Raw genomic sequence first — 18,452 nt, forward strand, 5'->3', positions numbered from 1 at the left:
AAAGGCCGCTTCATTTGCTTTATCTGCATTTCTCAGGGGAATGATAAATTCATTGGTATGTTTTCCTCCAGCGCTTTCTATCCAGCAATTATCCGGGGTGCCGAGGAACTCCTGTAATACTAGCTGCTCCTTTTTAATCAAGGTGGTGGCGAGGAGGTGAAGGCTTGATTCATTTTCAAAGTCTATCAGCAGCTCATTGTCGCCTTCCGCGATTACTATATGGCGGGGAAGCTGGAGCTGTTTACGCATCTCGCGGCATGTTTCTGCATATGCGGTGGTATTATCTTTCTTCAGGCCGGGATAATCTTTTTTGTTCAGTATCCATTGTGCTTTACTGAGAATGATGTTGCCATAGCGTACCCTCGGCAGGAAGCGCTCATTGCCGGGTATCTGCCAACCCCAGGCTAGGCCTGCATGGAGATCCTGTGTTTGCAGGTCGCAAAGGAATTTATAGAGAGGCAGACCATGACGGAAGTTATGGGCAGTGCTGAGTCTGGGTATCACACGTTTGTTGAGACGGCGGGAACGCAACACAACTTTGTCGCGCTGCACGCTCACCATGAGGTCGGATACCGGAATCTGGTACTCAGCGGGAGCATCACTGTTAGCGAGATACACAATTTCATAGGAGCGTAACCGGGGCCTCATCAGGATATTGCCGGTGCGTGATTCGGGAAGGTGAATGATTTCAGCATAGATACATTCCGGATCATGTTGCTCTTCTGCTCTCAGGCAGGCATTGACGTGTGCTGTGAGTTGTTCGTCGCCATGACAGAACCGTCCCAGGAGGTTCGCAGCCGAAGGGCCGCTACATCCGTTCATTTCAAAAAGGTATTCGCCGGCATCGATGGCAGCCGCGCTGCCGGCCAGTATACTGCCCATCAGGTACATGCTGTAGGGCAGGCGTGGCGTATCTGTTTCCTTCAATTGCCCGAGATGCTCGTCGGTGAGTACGATCTCTTGTTTGTTCTCACGCAGACATGCATGCAATTGCTGTAACTGAAACTCCAGCATCTTGCTGCGGTTCATCGTCTCGTTTCTGTCGGAGGGCGGCGTAACAAGATCATCCACCAGCGGCGTATGATCAGTATGACTACCGCTATGCCCCGCATAGCCAATACCAGATTCTGTGTCGAGTGCGAGTGTGAGCGGTATCTCCTGTTCTTCATAACGTTGCCGGAAGGAATTGCAGAACTGCCGGAGATCTCCGTTGTTATTAGCCCGGGCCAGCTTCCAAAGCTGGTTTACCTGCCGGGTAATATCGCTGATTACTTTGCTGCCCAGTGTGTTGCTGGTAGTGGAAAGGAAGAGATCTGTCTGTATCAGGTCTTTATTGGTAGTATCAGTAAGTAATGACTTCACCAGTGAATGTATCCCTACATATTTACTGGTACCGGTCTGCTGTTCTTTGAGCAACCCATTTATACGTTGTAACACATTTGTATATTCGTTTGTGTGTTGCAGCATTTCAAGTTTGCGTATCAGCAGCTGGAAGAACTCGTCGCCGGTAACGGTGGGTTCCAGCCCGCTTACCAGTAGTTGGCTGCTGATCAGTTCTGAGATGAACTCTTCGGCTTCTTCGCCCGTAACATCTTCACTGATGACAGCACTACGTATATCCGTGAGGGTAGCACCGTTCTCCGCAACCTGGAAGATCTTTTCCAGGTATTCACTTGCATTTACAGAAGTGAGATAGTAGTTGCGGAATTTGTTTTTTATCGTAAAAGCGGCATAGCGGTAGGTACTCCCTGTTCTGTATAGAGAGTTGTTTGGGTAATAGCGGAGCTGTTCCTGTATCTCCGGAATGGAGGTAATCATGGAGGCTAGTTCTGCTACATAGTTCATGTCGAGCCGGCTGTGCTTTTTATGTTGCGTTTTGTCGTGCAGTGTGATACTGGTAACATCGCCGGGATGACCAGTAGCGCAGCCTGCAAAAAGACCATATGGCGTACAGCGGCTGCTCATACGCAGAAGATAACGGAAAAGCGCTGACGTGAGTTTCTGCACATCTTTCTCTCCTGTAAGGCGCCCCTCCTGCCACTTACGGAATTCCTGGTAAAGCTCAGGAGATGCAATATAGATGGCTTCCTGTAAGAGATCATCCTGGAAAATATTTTTTATCGCGTCCGGTAATTCATTAAAGCTGGTGTTGTTGAGTTGTTCCGGGAATTCTACAGGAAGTATAGGTGTTCGTACTAAATAAAAGTCTTCGGCAATATTCATATTGGCATGTTAAATAAGATCATGAAAATAGGCAATAACATTGATTTTTCTTTACTGAATATGATGAAGGTAATGAGCGAAAGATGTACTATGTTCCGAAATTATATGCTCAGATCATCTGCTTCTGTTTTCGACTGTTGTTTTCATTATACAAAGCAAAAACAATCATCATCATACTTTGAATGAAAAAAAATAAAAAATCCCGGTTTTACGTGAGCTGTTATATCTTCCTTTCTGATTACTTTTGAAATGTTCCTGTAATCCATATGTAAAACCTATGAACAGAAACCTATAGCAAAAACACCCTCATTTTATAACAAATATTTGCCAGCATTTTTTAATCTCAACCAATAAACACAATTATGAGAAAGTCAACTGAGAAAAAACTCGTCCTGAACAAAGTTAAAGTTGCTAAACTGAATGGCCGTGAAGCTGCTGAAGTTAAAGCTCCTACTTACACTGGCTGCAGCCTGATGGCTAAATGCACTCCTCCTATCTCAAGGAATGCTTGCTAAGCATTACTCACAGTGGGAGGGACAATCAGTAATTTACTGATTGTCTTGTTTTTCTGTACACACTTTAAAAACTATTTATGAAAAAGCTTACAGAGAAAAGATTAAGCCTCGGCAAGATTAAAATCGCCAGCTTTTCGAAAGGTCACGCTGAAGGCGCCAAATTAGTAGCTACATTGCTCTGCACCTTCAAAGCATGTCCTGACGACATGAGCCAGGGAGCTCCTCGCTGCAGCGTTGATTCCTGCCGGTTCTAACCTGTAGTAACAACTTTTCGCACATGGCAAAACATGCGGTAAATCTGAAAAAGTTTATTGCATGTTTTGCCATTATATATTTATAATGTATTTTAAGATATGGATTATAACAAAGAAGCATCTTCGGTATTACAACGGATCAGCGATGAGCTGGATAGATTTATTACAACAGACCAACATGCAGGATTATTAGGCGGCTATACCGGTTGCGCTTTGTTCTATGCCTACTACTTTCAATACACAGGCAACGAAACGCATCTCGACAAAGTATATGCCCTCATAGAGAACAGCATATCGGCACTGTCAGAGCAGCCAATGAATGGTTCGCACTGCGGTGGTATTGCAGGTATCGCCTGGACTATCCTCCACCTGGCAAAGCTCGGTTATATTGATGAAGGGGATGTGGAGAATGCTTTTGAAGAAATTGATCACACTGTTGGAGAATTTATGGAGGCGGAAATGCAGGAAGGACGGAACGATTTCCTGCACCAGGGCGTGGGCACCGCGCTTTATTTCCTGGAAAGACTCCCTGACCCCTACGCAGCTGAAAAGCTGACATCGCTGGTAAATTACCTGAAAAAGACTGCCATCACTACACCTTACGGCATCAGCTGGAAAGACAACTTCTCCAGTATGAGCGAAAAGAACACAGACGGAGACCTCTTCAACCTCGGCCTGGCACACGGCGTACCTGCCATCATGGCCATACTGGCCCGCATATACGAAAAAGGCATCGCTATAGACATCGTGAAACCATTAATAGAAGACAGCGTAAAATGGCTGTTGTCTGCGAAGAACGCTAATGCGCTCCCGGGACACTCTTTATACCCTGTAGTAGTAGATATTAATAGCAAGTCAGTGAACGATTCGCACAGCAGATTGGGCTGGTGCTACGGCGATCTGGGCATCGCCACCGCCCTGTCAGGCATTGGTATGCGCCTGCAGCGGGAAGATTACAAAGAAGAAGCACTCCGCATTTTCAAGAACATTGTTCAGCACCGCGATCAAAAGAACGGCGCTGTACATGATGCCTGCATGTGTCACGGCAGCGCGGGAATTGCCTTTATCCTTAACCAGGCTGCCACCACTACCGCCGATCCTGTACTGAAGGATGGCGCTAAACAATGGCTACAATATACCCTGGAAATGAATACCTGGGCAGATGGCCCCGCCGGTTATAAATTCTTTCATCATCCTGACTACACCGACAGTTATAACGTATTGGAAGGTATTGCCGGTATTGGTCTCACACTGATTAATTTTCTTGATGCCAACACAACGCCCTCATGGAGCGATAGTATGCTGATTGCCTAAACTGATCATGAAGCATATATCCTGATATATTTTTGTTATATTACAGTTAATAGTAAATGAGAGTCGTACATGGGACGGACCCGGTACGCTATTACGCCATGCATACCAACGTTACAGCAAACTGAAAAACCATGATCCGATTATATGTTGTTGATGATCATCCCCTGATCCTGGAGGGGTTGAAATCATTGCTCTGTCCCGTAGAAGATATAAAACTGTCCGGTGATGCCAGAACAGGAAAGTCATGCCTCCATTATTTAATGAACCACAAACCGGATGTGATCCTGCTGGATACCACCCTGCCAGACATCAGTGGCGCTGAATTATGTGCCATCATTAAAAGACGTTATCCCAGGATTACGGTTCTGGGCCTCAGTTACTGGAAGGAATACAGCGACATCGCCGCCATGCTTGAAAGTGGCGCCAACGGCTGCCTCAGGAAGAATGCCGATAAGGAAGAGATCCTGCATGCCATTCACGAAGTATACGAAGGTCACACTTACCTGTCTCCCGAACTGGAACAACTGCTCAAAGATGAAGCTCCTCACTCCAGAGCACAACACCTCCACATTACAAAACGAGAGAAAGAAGTATTATGGCTCATCGCTAACGGTCACACTAATCACGAGATCGCTGAAAAACTGTTCATCAGCACGGATACGGTGGACAGCCACCGCAGAAACCTGCTCGGCAAACTCAATGCCCGCAATACTGCTATGCTCATCAAAAGAGCAATAGATAATAAATTGCTGGTATCAACGAATTAAAATTTAGCATGCCGGGCTATTACAAAGATTAAACCTGTTTTATCGTTGTAATAGCCCGATCTGTTAGAATAGTATTCGGATTGAGCCATTATTATCTCCCATTAACTTAAAAGACTATCGGCAGCATCCAGCGCAATCTGTATCTTTATCGGCGCTCAATCCATCATATGCAACGATTAATTACCATGCTGGCTGATCTTGTTCCGCTGAACCAATCAGTTATTGATGCCCTGATAGAAATGGTTTTCTCTGTTGATTATCCAAAAGGTGTACTGCTGGCAGAGCAAGGGAAACCTTGTCGTTACATTTACTTTATAGAGAAAGGCGTCATGAGGGGTTTTTATCACCGGGGAGAAAAGGATATCACGACCTGGTTTGCATATGAACAGGATGTGGTGACATCTATGTCTTCTTTTGTAACGCAACACCCTGCTGTGGAAAATATAGAAGTACTGGAATCTGCCAGTGTTAAGGGCATCAGCTATGATCACTTGCAGGAGTTGTATCGCCGTTTTCCGGAGTTCAACATTGTAGGGCGGCTGCTTTCTGAAAGGTATTATGTCGAACTGGAGGAGCGCACGCTTTCATTACAAAATCTTTCTGCACGGGAAAGATACATTAAACTGTTAAATGAACAGCCTCACATCCTGCAAAAGGTTTCGCTAGGACATATCGCCAGTTATCTTGGTATGTCTCAGGAAACATTGAGCCGTATTCGTAGAAACAGATAATCTCCCACTCGTTTTTGACCTTTGTCAAAATTTATTTCATATGCGGATAGTAGCTTTGGCGCGAAATATAATCAGATGAAAAAGATTTTCTTTGCGCTGTTATTGTTGTATAGCAGCATCTGTGCCCATGCCCAACAGCAGATCCTGGGTAAATGGTACTCGCAGGATAAGAAAGGGATTACCGAAATTTACGCGGAAAAAGGAAAGTATTATGGGAAAGTGGTATGGCTGAAAGAGCCCAATGACAAAAATGGCCATCCGCTCACAGATTCGGAAAATCCTGACAAAAGCAAAAGGTCGGAACCACTGATAAACCTCGTTATCCTGAAAGATTTCAATTATAGAGATAATCAATGGAAAGAAGGCACCGTTTATGACCCTACGGAAGGCAAACGCTATAAATGTATGATGTGGCTCAAAGACAATAACACCCTGATGCTCCGTGGATATTGGGGAATTTTTCATCAAACGGAAACCTGGACCCGCGCTCAATGAAACGACTTCGTTATTGCTTCCTGCTGGTGGACATTGGTTTCATTACCTATTGGCTGATCACCATCTTACATCTCATACCAGCTGAATATCTCTATAATAATTATCAGTCTCCGGTAATGGTCAACTGGAACTGGTCATTTTTTCCGTTAGATATGATTGTTTCCGGCAGCGGGCTTTTCAGTATTTATCTGCAACAAAAAAATAATACAGACTGGAGAAAGTGGGCATTTGTCTCGCTGTTGCTGACAAGTATTTCCGGCCTGCAGGCGATTGCGTACTGGGCAATAGCCGGAGAATTCAGCATTACCTGGTGGCTCCCTAATCTGTTTCTATTGTTATATCCTCTTTTCTTTCTTCCCAGGTTATTCAAGGAATTATAATTTCTTTGCAGTACCACATTTTCATAGATTGATATTTTGATTTGACTGATCATCCGGATGATCAATCAAATCAAAACAATTACAGCTGCGCCAATATAGTGGATACGGCTGCCCGGTTCTTATAATCCGGATCAAAATGCCGGTAGGTAACCACGCCTTTTTTATTGATAACAAAAACGGCCGGAACCGGCAGATGCGCACCATTGCTACCATTGGCGGTGTTAAAGTCAATGCCGTAGCCCTTGTATTTCTCTATCGTTTTGGGGTCTACGTCGTAGGCCACATCATACTGTTTCATAATTTTCATTCCATCATCAAACAAGACAGGATAGGTAGCGCCCGTCTTCTTCACGGTTTTATTGACATTTTCCGGAACTTCAGGCGACACTGCTATAACGCCTGCGCCTTTCGCTTTTATCATTGGTAATGAATCTTCCAGTTGCTTCAATGCTTTATTACAGTAAGGGCACCATTGTCCGCGATAGAATACGAGCACTACTGGTCCTTTCATCAGCTGATCTTTCAGTGAGATCGTTTTCCCATGTTGGTCTTTAGCCATGAAATCAGGCGCCATAGCCCCTTTTATAATACCTGAAGGCATCTGCTGCGCATTGAGTCCCAATGTGCCAGCGATAAAAATGATCATCCATGCGATTGCTTTCATACTGGTTGGTTTTTGATCCTTTATTTGGTGAACGTTACTTTAATGACATCCTTTATAGCCGGCAGAGATGGATACAGGCTTTTATCCACTTCCATAACGGGCTTGCTGGCGGGATTTTTAGAGCCGGGATTGAATTGTGGTTGATGGTTGCCTGCCCCGGGATATTCATCAACTTCGGTGCCATCATTCCATAATTTCACATTCCCAGTAAGATCTCCGCTGGCGTTAACAAGGATGCCCATGTCGTCAAATGCATAGAACCAATTGTTACTGCTGCCAAACATTGTTACAAAGGCGAGCTTGTCGCCAGGGGCAGCTTCAATCTGAGCTTGTGCGCTGCTGCCGGGCGTTACGGGCTTGTCTGAAGGCGATAATACATACACATGTTTTACACCGGCGGCTTTTTGCAATGATGCTACCAAAGCGGTCTGGTTACCTTCCTGTGCAATATCTGCCAGGCCGTTGCCGGGGTCCGCGGCGCCCTGTGTGAAGATGGGCCTGGTGTTACCATTATAAACGATTACAACAACCGGAGAAAGACCAGTAGCTACCTGCGTGTGTGCGTTCAGGTAAGTAGCCAGCACGCTGTTATCTCCTTTCTCAGAAAGTGGTTGCAGGCCATTGGCAGTAGGCTGCCCGGAGGCGTATAACGGAGCTTTATTCAGCAGGTTACCGCCCAGGTAATTGGAGATCACCCATACACCGGGACTGACAGGTGTTTCGTTGGCTGTACCGCCGGAAATATTTTTGAGGGTCAAAGTGAAAGTAGCGTTCTGGTTATATTTCAAAGAAGCGTTCAATAGTTTACTGGCGGGCAGGTAAGTGAAACCCTGTGCATCCGCACCGTTTACTTCTGTTACAACACCATTCTGATCTGCGCTGTTATGAGGATTGGCGGCGCCGGGCATCTGGTTTATTTTGCTGCCATTATCCCAGAGCCGGATCTGGGAAGAGACATCTCCTTCCATAGGATTACCGCTCTGATCATATAAAGCTATTCCAGGATTGGCGGGTGCAAAGAAGAGATCATTACTCCAGCCATACATGGTGGCGAAGCTCAATGCCTGGCCTTTTCCGGCAGAGAAGGTGAAGCTCACGCTTTGCCCTGGCTTAATCACCGGCGGTGTACCCTCGCCTTTGAAGGTGCCTGTCTGCACAAAAGGCTGTACCTGTTGCACGTTTTCTACTTTGAAAGTGTAAGGCATATCCGATGGCATTGCCATGTTGTCATCTTTACAGGAGGCCAGGGAGGCCAGTATACCGGCCATAGCAATGGAATAGGTAATTGCTTTCATAATTATTGTTTTGATTAACACCTACAAAACAATTGTTTTCTTATCCCAAGGTGGTTGCAGAATTATAACAAAAGTATCACGGCGGTTTTTGCATCTGAAAAAAGCAGACTTTTGTTGCAGTGGACGCTAAAATGATGATCACATGAAGAAAGTGCTGATAATAGAAGATGATCCGGATATCCTGGAGTTACTGATGATCCACCTGGGTGATCTGCCCTGCGATATCACCTGCGAACGGAATGGTGTCGCAGCGTTAGACCTTGCTACCAGCCAGCGCTTCGATCTGATCATCCTCGATCTGATGTTGCCCGGTATGAACGGCATGGAAGTATGCAGGCGTTTGCGCATGACGGACCGCCAGACACCCGTGATGATGCTGACAGCAAGATCGGAAGAGATCGATAAAGTGATGGGACTGGAAACCGGGGCTGACGATTATCTTACCAAACCTTTCAGCGTCCGCGAATTTGTAGCACGGGTGAAAGTAATTTTCCGCCGCAATGAAGAAGTGCACCAGGCCGCAAAGGATGCCGATCCGCTACATATACAGTCTGGTGGCCTTGCGATTGACATAGACAAACGAAAAGTAACATTGGATGATCAACGCGTAGAGCTATCGCCCCGTGAATTTGACCTGCTGACACTGCTCGCATCCAATCCTGGTAAGAGCTACAGCCGTAAACAACTGCTGAACCTGGTATGGGGGTATGATTTTGAAGGATATGAACATACGGTCAATTCTCATATCAATCGTCTGCGTACGAAGATAGAGAAAGATATTTCCAGCCCTATTTATATACTTACTACCTGGGGTATCGGCTATCGGTTTAATGAAGAACTTTAAATGATGCAATCATGCCAATAAAAACGATCAGTGGCAACAGGATGTTCTGGAAGATAGCGGCGGCATTCACCGCACTGCTTATCATCCTGGGAATTGTGTATGTGATCATTGCCACTAACATCTCCCGTAAATATTTTAATGAAGCCAATCAACAACTTTACGGCTCCACGGCGGCCCATCTGGTGGAATCTACACAGCCCATCAGGAATGGCCACCCGGACACGCTTGTAACGCACGATATTATTCATTCTATCATGGTAATCAATCCCAGCGTGGAAGTATATCTGCTGGATACCACCGGTAGGATCACTGATTTTGTGGTGCCGGATAAAACTGTGAAAAGATATTCCGTAAATCTCGCACCGGTAAAACAGTTCATCAGTGAAGGCGGAAAGAAGTATATCTCCGGCGACAACCCCAAGAACCCTGACCGGCAGAGTATTTTTTCTGCGGCGCCGGTATATGAAAATAACCGGCTGTCTGGTTACGTATATGCCATACTGGCTAGCGAGAAGCAAGACGAAGCCATCGCGGCGTTGAGTAACAGTTTTGTGTTCAGTCTGGGTTCCACGCTTTTCTTTGTAACATTGGGCGTAGCCTGTCTTGTAGGGCTGATTACCTTTTTTCTTATCACTGACAGCATTTCACGTATTGCCGCTGTGGTAAGACGTTTCAAGGAAGGCGACCTTACTGCGCGCATCACCGGCCATGCCGGTGGCGATATCGGTCTGCTTACTTCTACTTTCAATGAAATGGCAGACGTAATTGTGGATAATATTGAGAAAATAACAGCAACGGATAAACTGAGGCAGGAGTTGATCGCCAATGTATCGCATGATCTCAGAAGTCCGCTGGCTATCATGCAGGGATATATTGAAACCCTCGTCATTAAAGGCAACGACCTGGCCGAAGTCACCCGGAAAAAGTACCTTGATATTATCTATACCAGCTCCAACCGCTTGTCGCATCTCATCGGGCAGCTGTTTGAATACGCCAAGCTGGAAGCCAACCAGGTGAAGCCCATCAAGGAAGTGTTCCTGCTGAATGAGCTGGTGTCTGATGTGATGATGCAATACCAGATACTGGCGAAACAACAGGATATTATACTGGAGGTAAAAGCGCCGGACAACCTGCCACCGGTATTTGCAGACATCGCGCTGGTGGAACGTGTGATTCGTAACCTGTTGGACAATGCCTTGAAGTTTACAGGTCATGGAGGTCGTATTACTATCGCGCTTCAACAGAAAGCCAGCGGTGTGGAGATTGCCATTTCGGATAATGGTATTGGCATACATCCGGATGACCAGCCTTATATTTTTGAGCGATACAAACAACTACCCGCATCCGGCGAAAAAGGCAACGGTATGGGTCTCGGACTGGCTATTGTGAAAAAGATACTTGAGCTGCACCAGGTGAGTATCCATCTGAAAAGTGCTCCGGGCGCGGGTACCACGTTTCATTTCCTCCTGCCTGCGGCAGCCTGATGATCATTGTTGTGCCGCTTCCAGCCGGGCAATGGCCTTCAGTTCATGTGCCTGTAATGCTGCCAGCTGATCTGCTCCCATGCTGGACGGCGCTCCCCAGAATACAACCGGCGCATACTGCACATATCGGTTATAAATAAGGCGGGCTCTTGCAATATGAAAATCTGAAGTGACTACGATCAGCACTTCCGGGGCTGCTGCGTGTAGCTGTTCCCGTGATAGTGTAAAATCCTCGATGGTATGCGTGGAAGGCACGCCGGGAAGGAGGGCGCTTTCTGGTATACTATGCTGCCGGAGATATTGGTAGGAGTAGTCATAATGTAGCAACGACGCTGTATTGAAGTGTTCTCCCTTGCCGCCGGTACAAATAATATGATAGCCGGGATTACAGCGGTACAACTGTATCACGGCATTCAGCCTGTCGGTGGCCATTTCGCTGAGACGGCCAGCTGCATCATTGGGCGCGCCCAGGGATAGAATGAGTCCTTGCATGGTTATCGTTTATCATTCAATATTACAAAAACAGAAAGTCATTATAAAATTGTTAACCTTCTGCAGTATTAATCATTTCCTTCGTGTGATGTGTTATTTATGCAGTCTCTTTTTTTGTTAACAAATGAAAACTACTATGAAACTGTCTGAAATCTCTCTGGCCGCAGCAGCCCTGCTTTCCGTAACCTTTGTTTCCTGTAAGAAAGACATGAACGGTATTGAACCCTTAGCGGCAGAACGTTCTGTACATGCCGGCGCCGTGATGGCATCCTGGTCGTTAAATAACTGGATGACCACTCTGCCGGACTATTATTCACTTTCCCGTATATCCGTTCCGGGTACACATGATTCGGGTGCGCGTAACGAGCCATTCCCGGGTACAGCTAAAACCCAGACACTCAGCATCGCTGATCAGCTGAATGGCGGTATCCGCTTTCTGGATGTACGTTGCCGCCACATCGGTAATGCATTCGCCATTCACCACGGTTCTATATACCAGAACCTGAACTTCGACGATGTGCTCAATGCCTGTAACGCCTTCCTGAACAGCAACCCTGGCGAAACAATTCTCATGAGCGTAAAGGAAGAGTATGATCCCACCGACAACACCCGCTCCTTTGAAGCTACTTTTGACGCTTATGTAGCTAAAAATCCTTCTAGGTGGTATCTTGGTGAAACTATCCCCACATTGGGCAATGTTCGTGGCAAAATAGTGCTGGTACGCAGGTTTGGCGCCACTGCCGCCAAAGGCATCAACGTAACCAACTGGGCAGATAATGCTACCTTCTCCGTTAACAATGGCAACGCAAAACTGCGTATTCAGGATCAGTATAAAGCGGACGATAACAATGCCAAATGGAATACTATCAATGGTTTGCTGACGGAAGCTAAAACCGGCGACACTACTGTGATGTACGTGAACTTCAGCAGCGGTTATAAATCCATGATCTTCGGTATCCCCAGCATTACTACCGTATCTGATTTCATCAACCATAAACTCGACAGTTATTTCACAGATGCTGCCAAAGGCAGGTTCGGCGTAATCCCCATGGACTTTGCCACTGCTGACAGAGCGAAGAAAATAGTTTCTTCCAACTTCTGATCATATCTGTAGCTTTTATAACAGGGGCGCCTTTTGTTTTAAGGTGTCCCTGTCGTTTTTTACCCTCAGACGTAAAAAATCGTCCCCCTGACATTACACTTCATGATAATTTTTCATTAGCTTTAGTGAAGAATGGCTATCCTTGTTTGAATTGAGTATCCGAGCTAACAATGAAAAATCTGACCGCCCCTGTGAACCTGGTCCCGTTGTGAAAAATGAATCTGCAGAAGTTAGCCCATAGAATAGATAGTACCGACGAGCATTTTATATCGACCAAACATCTAGTAAACAATGAAGAAAATCTCCTTGATGGCAGTGGTATTGCTATGCATACTGCACGCTTATGCCCAACAGTCCTTCAAAGGCCGTGTGTATGACCTGTACACATTATCTCCCGTAAAAGGCGCAGCTATTTATTCCGGCGAACAGCTGCTGACAACAACCGACATTACAGGCAGTTTCAGTATCAATGTGCATTACGACCGGTTACTCGTGATGGCTTCCGGCTATGAGCCACAAGCCATACGTGTAAAGGAGAATAACCCGATGATATTGATTGGCCTCGCAGCTACATCCTATAATCTCAGCGAGGTGTCCGTCAATGCGGCGAAACCACGTAGTAACCTGTTGCAGCCACAATCAGTAGCTGTTCTTGGCAGAAAAGATTTGCAACGAAATGATGGCATCTTTCCGGAGTACGCACTCAATCTCATTCCCGGTGTGCGTATGGAGAAAAGAACGATGGCTGGCGGCCAGCGTATTACTATTCGCGGTTATGGCAATGGTACCAATTTCAATGGCACCGGCTATAAGGCTTATCTCAATGGTATTCCGGTGACTGATGCAGAAGGCACCACCATACTGGATGATATAGATTTCTCCATCCTGGGCCGGATGGAAGTGATCAAAGGACCAGCTTCCAGTCTCTATGGCAGCGGCATTGGTGGCGTGTTAAAAATGTATACGCTCAAACCCGCAGTCTATGGTACCCGTATCTCCCAGGAGACGCTGGCAGGCAGCTATGGTTTGTTCAGAACCAATACCCGCCTTGAATATGCAGACGATAAGTCTTCCATTATGCTGAACTACGGTCATCAGAACTACGATAGTTATCGGATTAATAGCGCATCCAAAAAAGATTTCGTGTCTTTCATCGGTGACTTCCACAGTAATGAAAAGCAAACGTTTTCTGTATACGCCGCCTATAACAACTCCAACGACCAGCTGGCCGGACAACTCGACAGCAGCCAGTTTGCGCAGAGGAAGGATACCGGTGAAGTACCCTATCTGAAGAATAAAGGATATGTAGCTTTTGAGACATACCGTGCAGGGCTTTCCCATCAGTATACCTTTTCGTCGCATGTCAATAACATCACCAACGCATACTTCAGCGGGTATAAACAGTCGCAGGCATTTGCAGCGGGGCTCTCGTCCAATATGGCACAGAACTTCGGTGCACGCACTGCTTTCGGATTGAGTTTCAGTGGCAGAACAATCGCCCTGAATGGTACAGTGGGGGCTGAATACCAGAAAACCAATTCTTTCAAGAAAAGCTATGCCCTCGCAAGCGCTGTACTAGGACCACTCACCGGCGATCTGGAATTATCTACTATGCAGTACAGCCTCTTCACGCAATGGGAACTGAAGTTGCCGCAGGGCTTCCTCATTACCGCGGGTCTCAGCAATAATTACATAGAGTACAGTATCTCTGACCGGCTTACCAATTCCGCGAATCCTACGCATAAGGATCAGTCAGGGCATAAAACCTTTACACCTGTGCTGACACCACAGGTGAGTGTGCTCAAGGCCGTGAATGAAATGGTGTCTGTATATGCAGGCATTAGTAAAGGGTATTCGCCGCCAGTTTCCGGGCAGGTGGTGATTCCACAAATTGGACAGGTAAATACAGGTTTGCGGCCAGAAAAAGCCGTACAGTATGAGGTAGGGGCAAAAGGCAGCCTGTTGGATAAACGGTTGTCATTCCAGGTTGCTGTGTTTGATATGGAGATCAAAGACAAGCTCACTTCACAGGCTATTACAGACAATAATACCGGAACTGTACTATATACGATGACTACGAACGCCGGTGGACAACAAAACCGCGGCGTGGAGGCCGATATTGCCTATACGTTGCAACCGCAGCACCCGCATGTGTTTTCACTGGTGAGGCCATTTGTCAGCTATACATATTCCAGCTTTACTTATAAACAGTTTAAAAGCGATAACAACAACAACGCTAAAACGATCGATTATAGCGGAAACAAGGCTTCCGGCATCGCGCCGCACCTGTTCAATGCCGGCGTGGATCTGGTTTCAAAGTGGGGTGTTTATCTGAATACCACATTGCAGTATGTGGACAGGATGCCTATCACTTACGATAACGCCCATTATGCTGATGCCTATACGCTGTTGCAGGCAAAGCTGGGTTACCGGCATGACCTGGGCCGGTATTTTGCCCTGGATGTATTTGCAGGCGGTAATAACATCACGGGTAGTAAGTACTACACGCTGGTATTTCTGAATGCCAACTATAGTGCCGCGCCGCCGAATATCTATCTGCCTGGTCCTTATAAAGCCACATGGTATGGTGGTTTTAATCTGTCATACAAATTCTGAAAAAGTTAATTATCTCCTTAAAATATCGTCATGAGAAATAAATATATACTGCCGGTCATCTTGCTGATGATGTGTGCCTGTGGCAGATTTGGTAATAAAGAGCAGCATCCCGGAAATACCCGTATCGTTTGTCTCGCGAAGCAGTACAATGAGGTGATCTATGCGCTGGGAGCGGAAAAGAACCTGGTGGCAGTAGATCTTTCCAGCACTTATCCGCCGGCGATCAAGGCATTGCCTACAGTAGGTTATCATCGTGCGTTGAGTGCGGAGGGTATCATTTCGCAGGAACCCACGCTGGTGATCCACGATAACAATGTTGGGCCTGAACAGGTAATGCAGCAGCTGGAGAAAATGAAGATCCCCATGAAAACTTTTGCCGACAGTGTTTTTACGATAGACCAGGATAAAGCCATGATCAAAGAGCTGGGGGCTTACTTTGGGAAAGGACCGCAGGCTGACAGTCTTTGCAGGATACTCGATACACAGATGAATGAGGCGTTAACTAATAGTAAGCGTTATATGGATACGCCGCGTGTAGTGATCATTCATTTTGGCCGGGCCATGAATATCTATCTCGCTGTAACGCAAAAGAGTACGGCTGCGAAGATGATAGGATGGGCCGGTGGCGCGATTCCTATCGGAGGGGCAAAAGGGATGCAGCAGGTTTCTGCCGAGCTGATTGCGCAGGCAGACCCCGATGTGATATTACTGACAGATTACGGTTACGACAGGCTGGGATCTATAGAAAAAATCAAGGAGCTGCCGGGGGTATCCGGAACGAAAGCTGCGCGCAGTAACCGCATTTACCGCGTAGAAGAACATGACCTGATATACCTGGGGCCACGTACTGGCGCCAATGTACTGGCTCTGCAAAAAATGATACATGCAAAACAGGCCATATAGTGGAGTGTTTCCCCTGCTGACCATACTGCTGGTAGCAGCGGTGTTATTATCGGCCTGCCTGGGCGCGATAGACATCAGTGTAGGGGAGATAACCGGGGCATTCAATAAACTGTTTCATAACGGTAGTGAGTATACGTTGCATGAACGGGTTTTCATGGAAATACGGCTGCCCCGCGTATTATTCTGTTTACTGGCTGGCGCAGCGCTGGCGGTGGGCGGCGTGCTGCTGCAGGCATTGTTCCGTAATCCCATCATAGAACCGGGACTGATAGGTACTTCCAGCGGTGCCGCCTTTGGTGCCGCCCTGTATTTTGTAACGGGCGCTATGTTCCACTTTCATGCCGGCGTGTGGACGTTACCGCTGGCCGCCTGCGCAGGGGCCATGCTGGCCACCTTTATGGTACTGGGATTATCGGGCGGTAAAGAAGAGGGCAAGACCGGCATCGTTACTTTATTGCTGATGGGCATTGCCGTCAATGCGTTGTTCCTGAGCGGAACCGGTTTTCTTTCCTACATCGCACGGGACCCACAGGCCCGCTCCATCACTTTCTGGAACCTGGGCACTTTGTCAGGCGCCAGCTGGGAATCAGTAATTATCACCGCTATTGTGGTGGTACTGTGTTGCTGGCGCGCAATGGCTTGTGCGGGAAAACTCAACCTGCTGATGCTGGGCGAAGAGGAGGCAGCGCTATCAGGTGTGGCGGTAAGGCGGCTGAAAAGGGAGGTGATGATCATTAACGTGATTATGATAGCCGTGGTAACGGCTTTCACGGGTGTGATCAGTTTTGTAGGATTGGTAGTGCCGCATTTTCTCCGCATCTGGAAAGGAGCCGATAATCGTTATCTCGTAGCAGGTAGCGCACTGGCTGGTGCTGTATTGCTGACAGCGGCGGACATCTCAGCGAGACTGCTGCTGCGGCCGGCGGAACTGCCGATAGGGATTGTTACTTCCTTTGCCGGCGTGCCGGTGTTTATTTTTTTACTGAGAAAGAAAAAATATTATTTCTGATGCTTGTATTATCCGGTATCACTTGTGTAAAGAGTAACAAAGTATTGCTGAAAGATATCAGCGTACAATGGGAGCCTGGCAGGCTGCATGTGGTGATGGGGCCCAACGGTGCAGGTAAGTCAACGTTGCTGAAGATCGCAGCGGGACAGCTCCGGCCGGCATCGGGCATAGTAACATATGGCGCCAGGCCGATAGCTGATTTTTCTGTAAAGGAGTTGGCAGCGATCCGTGCCGCCTTGTCGCAGCAGCAGGAACTGGCCTTCCCGCTCAAAGTGTGGGAGGTGGTACTAATGGGCCGCTATCCGCATATCCAGGGGAAGCCAACGCTGACGGATAAACGCTATTGCCGGGAGGCGATGCAGCTGTTTGATCTGGAAGACTTATCGGAACGGGATTACCTCAGTCTCTCCGGCGGTGAAAAGCAGCGGGTACATTTTGCACGCGTATTGGCGCAGATCTGGGAAAGACCAGCCAATACCTGCCGCTACCTGTTGCTGGATGAACCGCTCACCTTCCTGGATGTGCACTACCAGTTCAGGTTGATGCGACAACTGAAAACACTGTTGGAACAGCATGACCTGGTGATCGTGGCGGTATTGCACGACCTTCATATCGCCGCGAAATTTGCAGACAATATCCTGTTACTGCACAACGGCAGGATGGTGGCGCAGGGCAGCCGGGAAGAGGTGCTGACGCCCACTCATATTCAACAGGTATACCAGCTGGATCGTGAAGACATTGCAGCGGTCATCCCTGATTATCACCAACCAAAATATGTTCATCACTCTTAAATCACCTGAATAATGAAAACACAATTTGTCTGGAAGCCTTTATGGCATTATGCGCTGCTGATGGTATTGTTGCTGTCCGGTATAACGGTATCGGCACAACGCCATGAGTCGCGTCAGCAGGTTAAAGCACCTGATTGGGTCACCATGCTGGATGACCCCAATGTTAATTTCTTCGTAATAGAAAAATCCTTCAATGATTTCTGGAAAGGAAAAGAATTGCCTGTAGAGGAAGACGAAATATTGGATGTAAAAAAGAACTCCGAGCGGAAACGTCGTTTCCTGGGAATTTTCAAGAGAAAGGAGTCTGAAGCAGAACGGGAAAGGGAAGAAGATGCACGCAAGTATGGCTTTGCCTACAAGAAGTATCAGTGGTGGAGAAGACAGGTATTGCCCTATGTGCAGCCTGACGGTTCCATTCTCAGCAGCGATAAGCAGGTACAGATCTGGCAGCAGCAGAAGCAGCTGAAAACAAACATTCAGGAGAAGCAGGCGAAGGATAAGAAAGAGCAGGAAAAGAACAATGGTAACCCCGGCAAGCAATGGCAATAAGCAAATCACCCATTTCCCAATCAT

19 protein-coding genes are annotated in these 18,452 nt (G+C 47.0%); 15 read left to right on the plus strand and 4 right to left on the minus strand.

From position 1 onward, the window contains the following. A partial coding sequence (locus VM802_RS09840; protein WP_325529841.1) for a lantibiotic dehydratase family protein occupies positions 1-2,223 on the minus strand: 2,223 nt, incomplete at its 3' end. A gap of 362 nt (positions 2,224-2,585) precedes the next feature. On the opposite strand from VM802_RS09840, the gene VM802_RS32330 reads away from it, so the two are divergent. The 7 genes from VM802_RS32330 to VM802_RS09870 all read left to right on the plus strand — a co-directional run bounded on the left by VM802_RS32330 (position 2,586) and on the right by VM802_RS09870 (position 6,679). Further along, positions 2,586-2,738: a class I lanthipeptide gene (locus tag VM802_RS32330; protein WP_414647061.1), complete on the plus strand. Its 153-nt coding sequence runs from the start codon at positions 2,586-2,588 to the stop codon at positions 2,736-2,738. Positions 2,739-2,815: 77 nt separating this feature from the next. Next, complete coding sequence (locus VM802_RS09845) at positions 2,816-2,992, plus strand: hypothetical protein (RefSeq protein ID WP_325529843.1); 177 nt, start codon at positions 2,816-2,818, stop codon at positions 2,990-2,992. A 99-nt stretch (positions 2,993-3,091) separates the two neighbouring features. Beyond that, a complete protein-coding gene (locus tag VM802_RS09850) occupies positions 3,092-4,306 on the plus strand; it encodes a lanthionine synthetase C family protein (RefSeq protein ID WP_325529845.1) in 1,215 nt (404 codons plus the stop codon). Between the two features lie 131 nt (positions 4,307-4,437). Next, a complete protein-coding gene (locus VM802_RS09855; protein ID WP_325529847.1) occupies positions 4,438-5,073 on the plus strand; it encodes a response regulator in 636 nt (211 codons plus the stop codon). Positions 5,074-5,240: 167 nt separating this feature from the next. After that, positions 5,241-5,804 (plus strand): Crp/Fnr family transcriptional regulator, encoded by a 564-nt coding sequence (locus VM802_RS09860; protein WP_325529849.1) that lies wholly within the window; start codon positions 5,241-5,243, stop codon positions 5,802-5,804. Positions 5,805-5,879: 75 nt separating this feature from the next. Beyond that, positions 5,880-6,299: a DUF2147 domain-containing protein gene (locus VM802_RS09865; RefSeq protein ID WP_325529851.1), complete on the plus strand. Its 420-nt coding sequence runs from the start codon at positions 5,880-5,882 to the stop codon at positions 6,297-6,299. Then, positions 6,296-6,679 carry a DUF5360 family protein gene (locus tag VM802_RS09870; RefSeq protein WP_325529853.1) on the plus strand — a complete coding sequence of 128 codons (384 nt, stop codon included), beginning with the start codon at positions 6,296-6,298 and terminating at the stop codon, positions 6,677-6,679. Before VM802_RS09865 ends, VM802_RS09870 begins: the two co-directional genes overlap by 4 nt. A gap of 79 nt (positions 6,680-6,758) precedes the next feature. Here the strand turns inward: VM802_RS09870 and VM802_RS09875 are convergent, their stop codons facing one another. Further along, entirely contained in the window at positions 6,759-7,343 is a 585-nt protein-coding gene (locus VM802_RS09875; protein ID WP_325529855.1) for a peroxiredoxin-like family protein, read from the minus strand. Between the two features lie 20 nt (positions 7,344-7,363). Beyond that, positions 7,364-8,638 carry a spondin domain-containing protein gene (locus VM802_RS09880; RefSeq protein WP_325529857.1) on the minus strand — a complete coding sequence of 425 codons (1,275 nt, stop codon included), beginning with the start codon at positions 8,636-8,638 and terminating at the stop codon, positions 7,364-7,366. Between the two features lie 142 nt (positions 8,639-8,780). Between VM802_RS09880 and VM802_RS09885 the strand changes: the two genes are divergently transcribed. Together VM802_RS09885 and VM802_RS09890 are read left to right on the plus strand one after the other, a co-directional pair. Then, complete coding sequence (locus VM802_RS09885; RefSeq protein WP_325529859.1) at positions 8,781-9,482, plus strand: response regulator transcription factor; 702 nt, start codon at positions 8,781-8,783, stop codon at positions 9,480-9,482. Positions 9,483-9,493: 11 nt separating this feature from the next. Next, positions 9,494-10,966 (plus strand): HAMP domain-containing sensor histidine kinase, encoded by a 1,473-nt coding sequence (locus tag VM802_RS09890; protein ID WP_325529861.1) that lies wholly within the window; start codon positions 9,494-9,496, stop codon positions 10,964-10,966. 3 nt (positions 10,967-10,969) lie between these two features. Here the strand turns inward: VM802_RS09890 and VM802_RS09895 are convergent, their stop codons facing one another. After that, entirely contained in the window at positions 10,970-11,458 is a 489-nt protein-coding gene (locus VM802_RS09895; RefSeq protein ID WP_325529863.1) for a YdcF family protein, read from the minus strand. A 136-nt stretch (positions 11,459-11,594) separates the two neighbouring features. Here VM802_RS09895 and VM802_RS09900 point away from each other — a divergent pair, with 136 nt between their 5' ends. From VM802_RS09900 to VM802_RS09925, 6 genes are all read left to right on the plus strand, one after another. Further along, entirely contained in the window at positions 11,595-12,560 is a 966-nt protein-coding gene (locus tag VM802_RS09900; RefSeq protein WP_325529865.1) for a phosphatidylinositol-specific phospholipase C, read from the plus strand. A gap of 291 nt (positions 12,561-12,851) precedes the next feature. Beyond that, a complete protein-coding gene (locus VM802_RS09905) occupies positions 12,852-15,176 on the plus strand; it encodes a TonB-dependent receptor (RefSeq protein ID WP_325529867.1) in 2,325 nt (774 codons plus the stop codon). Between the two features lie 30 nt (positions 15,177-15,206). Then, positions 15,207-16,079, plus strand: coding sequence for a heme/hemin ABC transporter substrate-binding protein (locus tag VM802_RS09910; protein ID WP_325529869.1), 873 nt, complete (start codon positions 15,207-15,209; stop codon positions 16,077-16,079). Further along, positions 16,060-17,088 (plus strand): FecCD family ABC transporter permease, encoded by a 1,029-nt coding sequence (locus VM802_RS09915; RefSeq protein ID WP_325529871.1) that lies wholly within the window; start codon positions 16,060-16,062, stop codon positions 17,086-17,088. The genes VM802_RS09910 and VM802_RS09915 overlap by 20 nt, the downstream gene beginning before the upstream one ends. Beyond that, positions 17,088-17,879, plus strand: coding sequence for a heme ABC transporter ATP-binding protein (locus VM802_RS09920; RefSeq protein ID WP_325529873.1), 792 nt, complete (start codon positions 17,088-17,090; stop codon positions 17,877-17,879). The genes VM802_RS09915 and VM802_RS09920 overlap by 1 nt, the downstream gene beginning before the upstream one ends. 12 nt (positions 17,880-17,891) lie before the next feature. Continuing rightward, on the plus strand, positions 17,892-18,428 hold the full coding sequence (locus tag VM802_RS09925; protein ID WP_325529875.1) for a hypothetical protein: 537 nt from the start codon (positions 17,892-17,894) through the stop codon (positions 18,426-18,428). Positions 18,429-18,452 lie beyond the last annotated feature (24 nt).

Source organism: Chitinophaga sp., from assembly GCF_035538455.1.
In the GTDB taxonomy this organism is placed as follows: domain Bacteria; phylum Bacteroidota; class Bacteroidia; order Chitinophagales; family Chitinophagaceae; genus Chitinophaga.

What these genes read in the sequence shown, in the direction of transcription:
- VM802_RS09915 (WP_325529871.1), top strand. Translation starts at nt 16,060, where the DNA reads ATGCAAAACAGGCCATATAGTGGAGTGTTTCCCCTGCTGACCATACTG.
- VM802_RS09855 (WP_325529847.1), top strand. Translation starts at nt 4,438, where the DNA reads ATGATCCGATTATATGTTGTTGATGATCATCCCCTGATCCTGGAGGGG.
- VM802_RS09870 (WP_325529853.1), top strand. Translation starts at nt 6,296, where the DNA reads ATGAAACGACTTCGTTATTGCTTCCTGCTGGTGGACATTGGTTTCATT.
- VM802_RS32330 (WP_414647061.1), top strand. Translation starts at nt 2,586, where the DNA reads ATGAGAAAGTCAACTGAGAAAAAACTCGTCCTGAACAAAGTTAAAGTT.
- VM802_RS09890 (WP_325529861.1), top strand. Translation starts at nt 9,494, where the DNA reads ATGCCAATAAAAACGATCAGTGGCAACAGGATGTTCTGGAAGATAGCG.
- VM802_RS09885 (WP_325529859.1), top strand. Translation starts at nt 8,781, where the DNA reads ATGAAGAAAGTGCTGATAATAGAAGATGATCCGGATATCCTGGAGTTA.
- VM802_RS09865 (WP_325529851.1), top strand. Translation starts at nt 5,880, where the DNA reads ATGAAAAAGATTTTCTTTGCGCTGTTATTGTTGTATAGCAGCATCTGT.
- VM802_RS09895 (WP_325529863.1), bottom strand. Translation starts at nt 11,458, where the DNA reads ATGCAAGGACTCATTCTATCCCTGGGCGCGCCCAATGATGCAGCTGGC.
- VM802_RS09920 (WP_325529873.1), top strand. Translation starts at nt 17,088, where the DNA reads ATGCTTGTATTATCCGGTATCACTTGTGTAAAGAGTAACAAAGTATTG.
- VM802_RS09860 (WP_325529849.1), top strand. Translation starts at nt 5,241, where the DNA reads ATGCAACGATTAATTACCATGCTGGCTGATCTTGTTCCGCTGAACCAA.
- VM802_RS09880 (WP_325529857.1), bottom strand. Translation starts at nt 8,638, where the DNA reads ATGAAAGCAATTACCTATTCCATTGCTATGGCCGGTATACTGGCCTCC.
- VM802_RS09905 (WP_325529867.1), top strand. Translation starts at nt 12,852, where the DNA reads ATGAAGAAAATCTCCTTGATGGCAGTGGTATTGCTATGCATACTGCAC.
- VM802_RS09925 (WP_325529875.1), top strand. Translation starts at nt 17,892, where the DNA reads ATGAAAACACAATTTGTCTGGAAGCCTTTATGGCATTATGCGCTGCTG.
- VM802_RS09845 (WP_325529843.1), top strand. Translation starts at nt 2,816, where the DNA reads ATGAAAAAGCTTACAGAGAAAAGATTAAGCCTCGGCAAGATTAAAATC.
- VM802_RS09850 (WP_325529845.1), top strand. Translation starts at nt 3,092, where the DNA reads ATGGATTATAACAAAGAAGCATCTTCGGTATTACAACGGATCAGCGAT.
- VM802_RS09900 (WP_325529865.1), top strand. Translation starts at nt 11,595, where the DNA reads ATGAAACTGTCTGAAATCTCTCTGGCCGCAGCAGCCCTGCTTTCCGTA.
- VM802_RS09875 (WP_325529855.1), bottom strand. Translation starts at nt 7,343, where the DNA reads ATGAAAGCAATCGCATGGATGATCATTTTTATCGCTGGCACATTGGGA.
- VM802_RS09910 (WP_325529869.1), top strand. Translation starts at nt 15,207, where the DNA reads ATGAGAAATAAATATATACTGCCGGTCATCTTGCTGATGATGTGTGCC.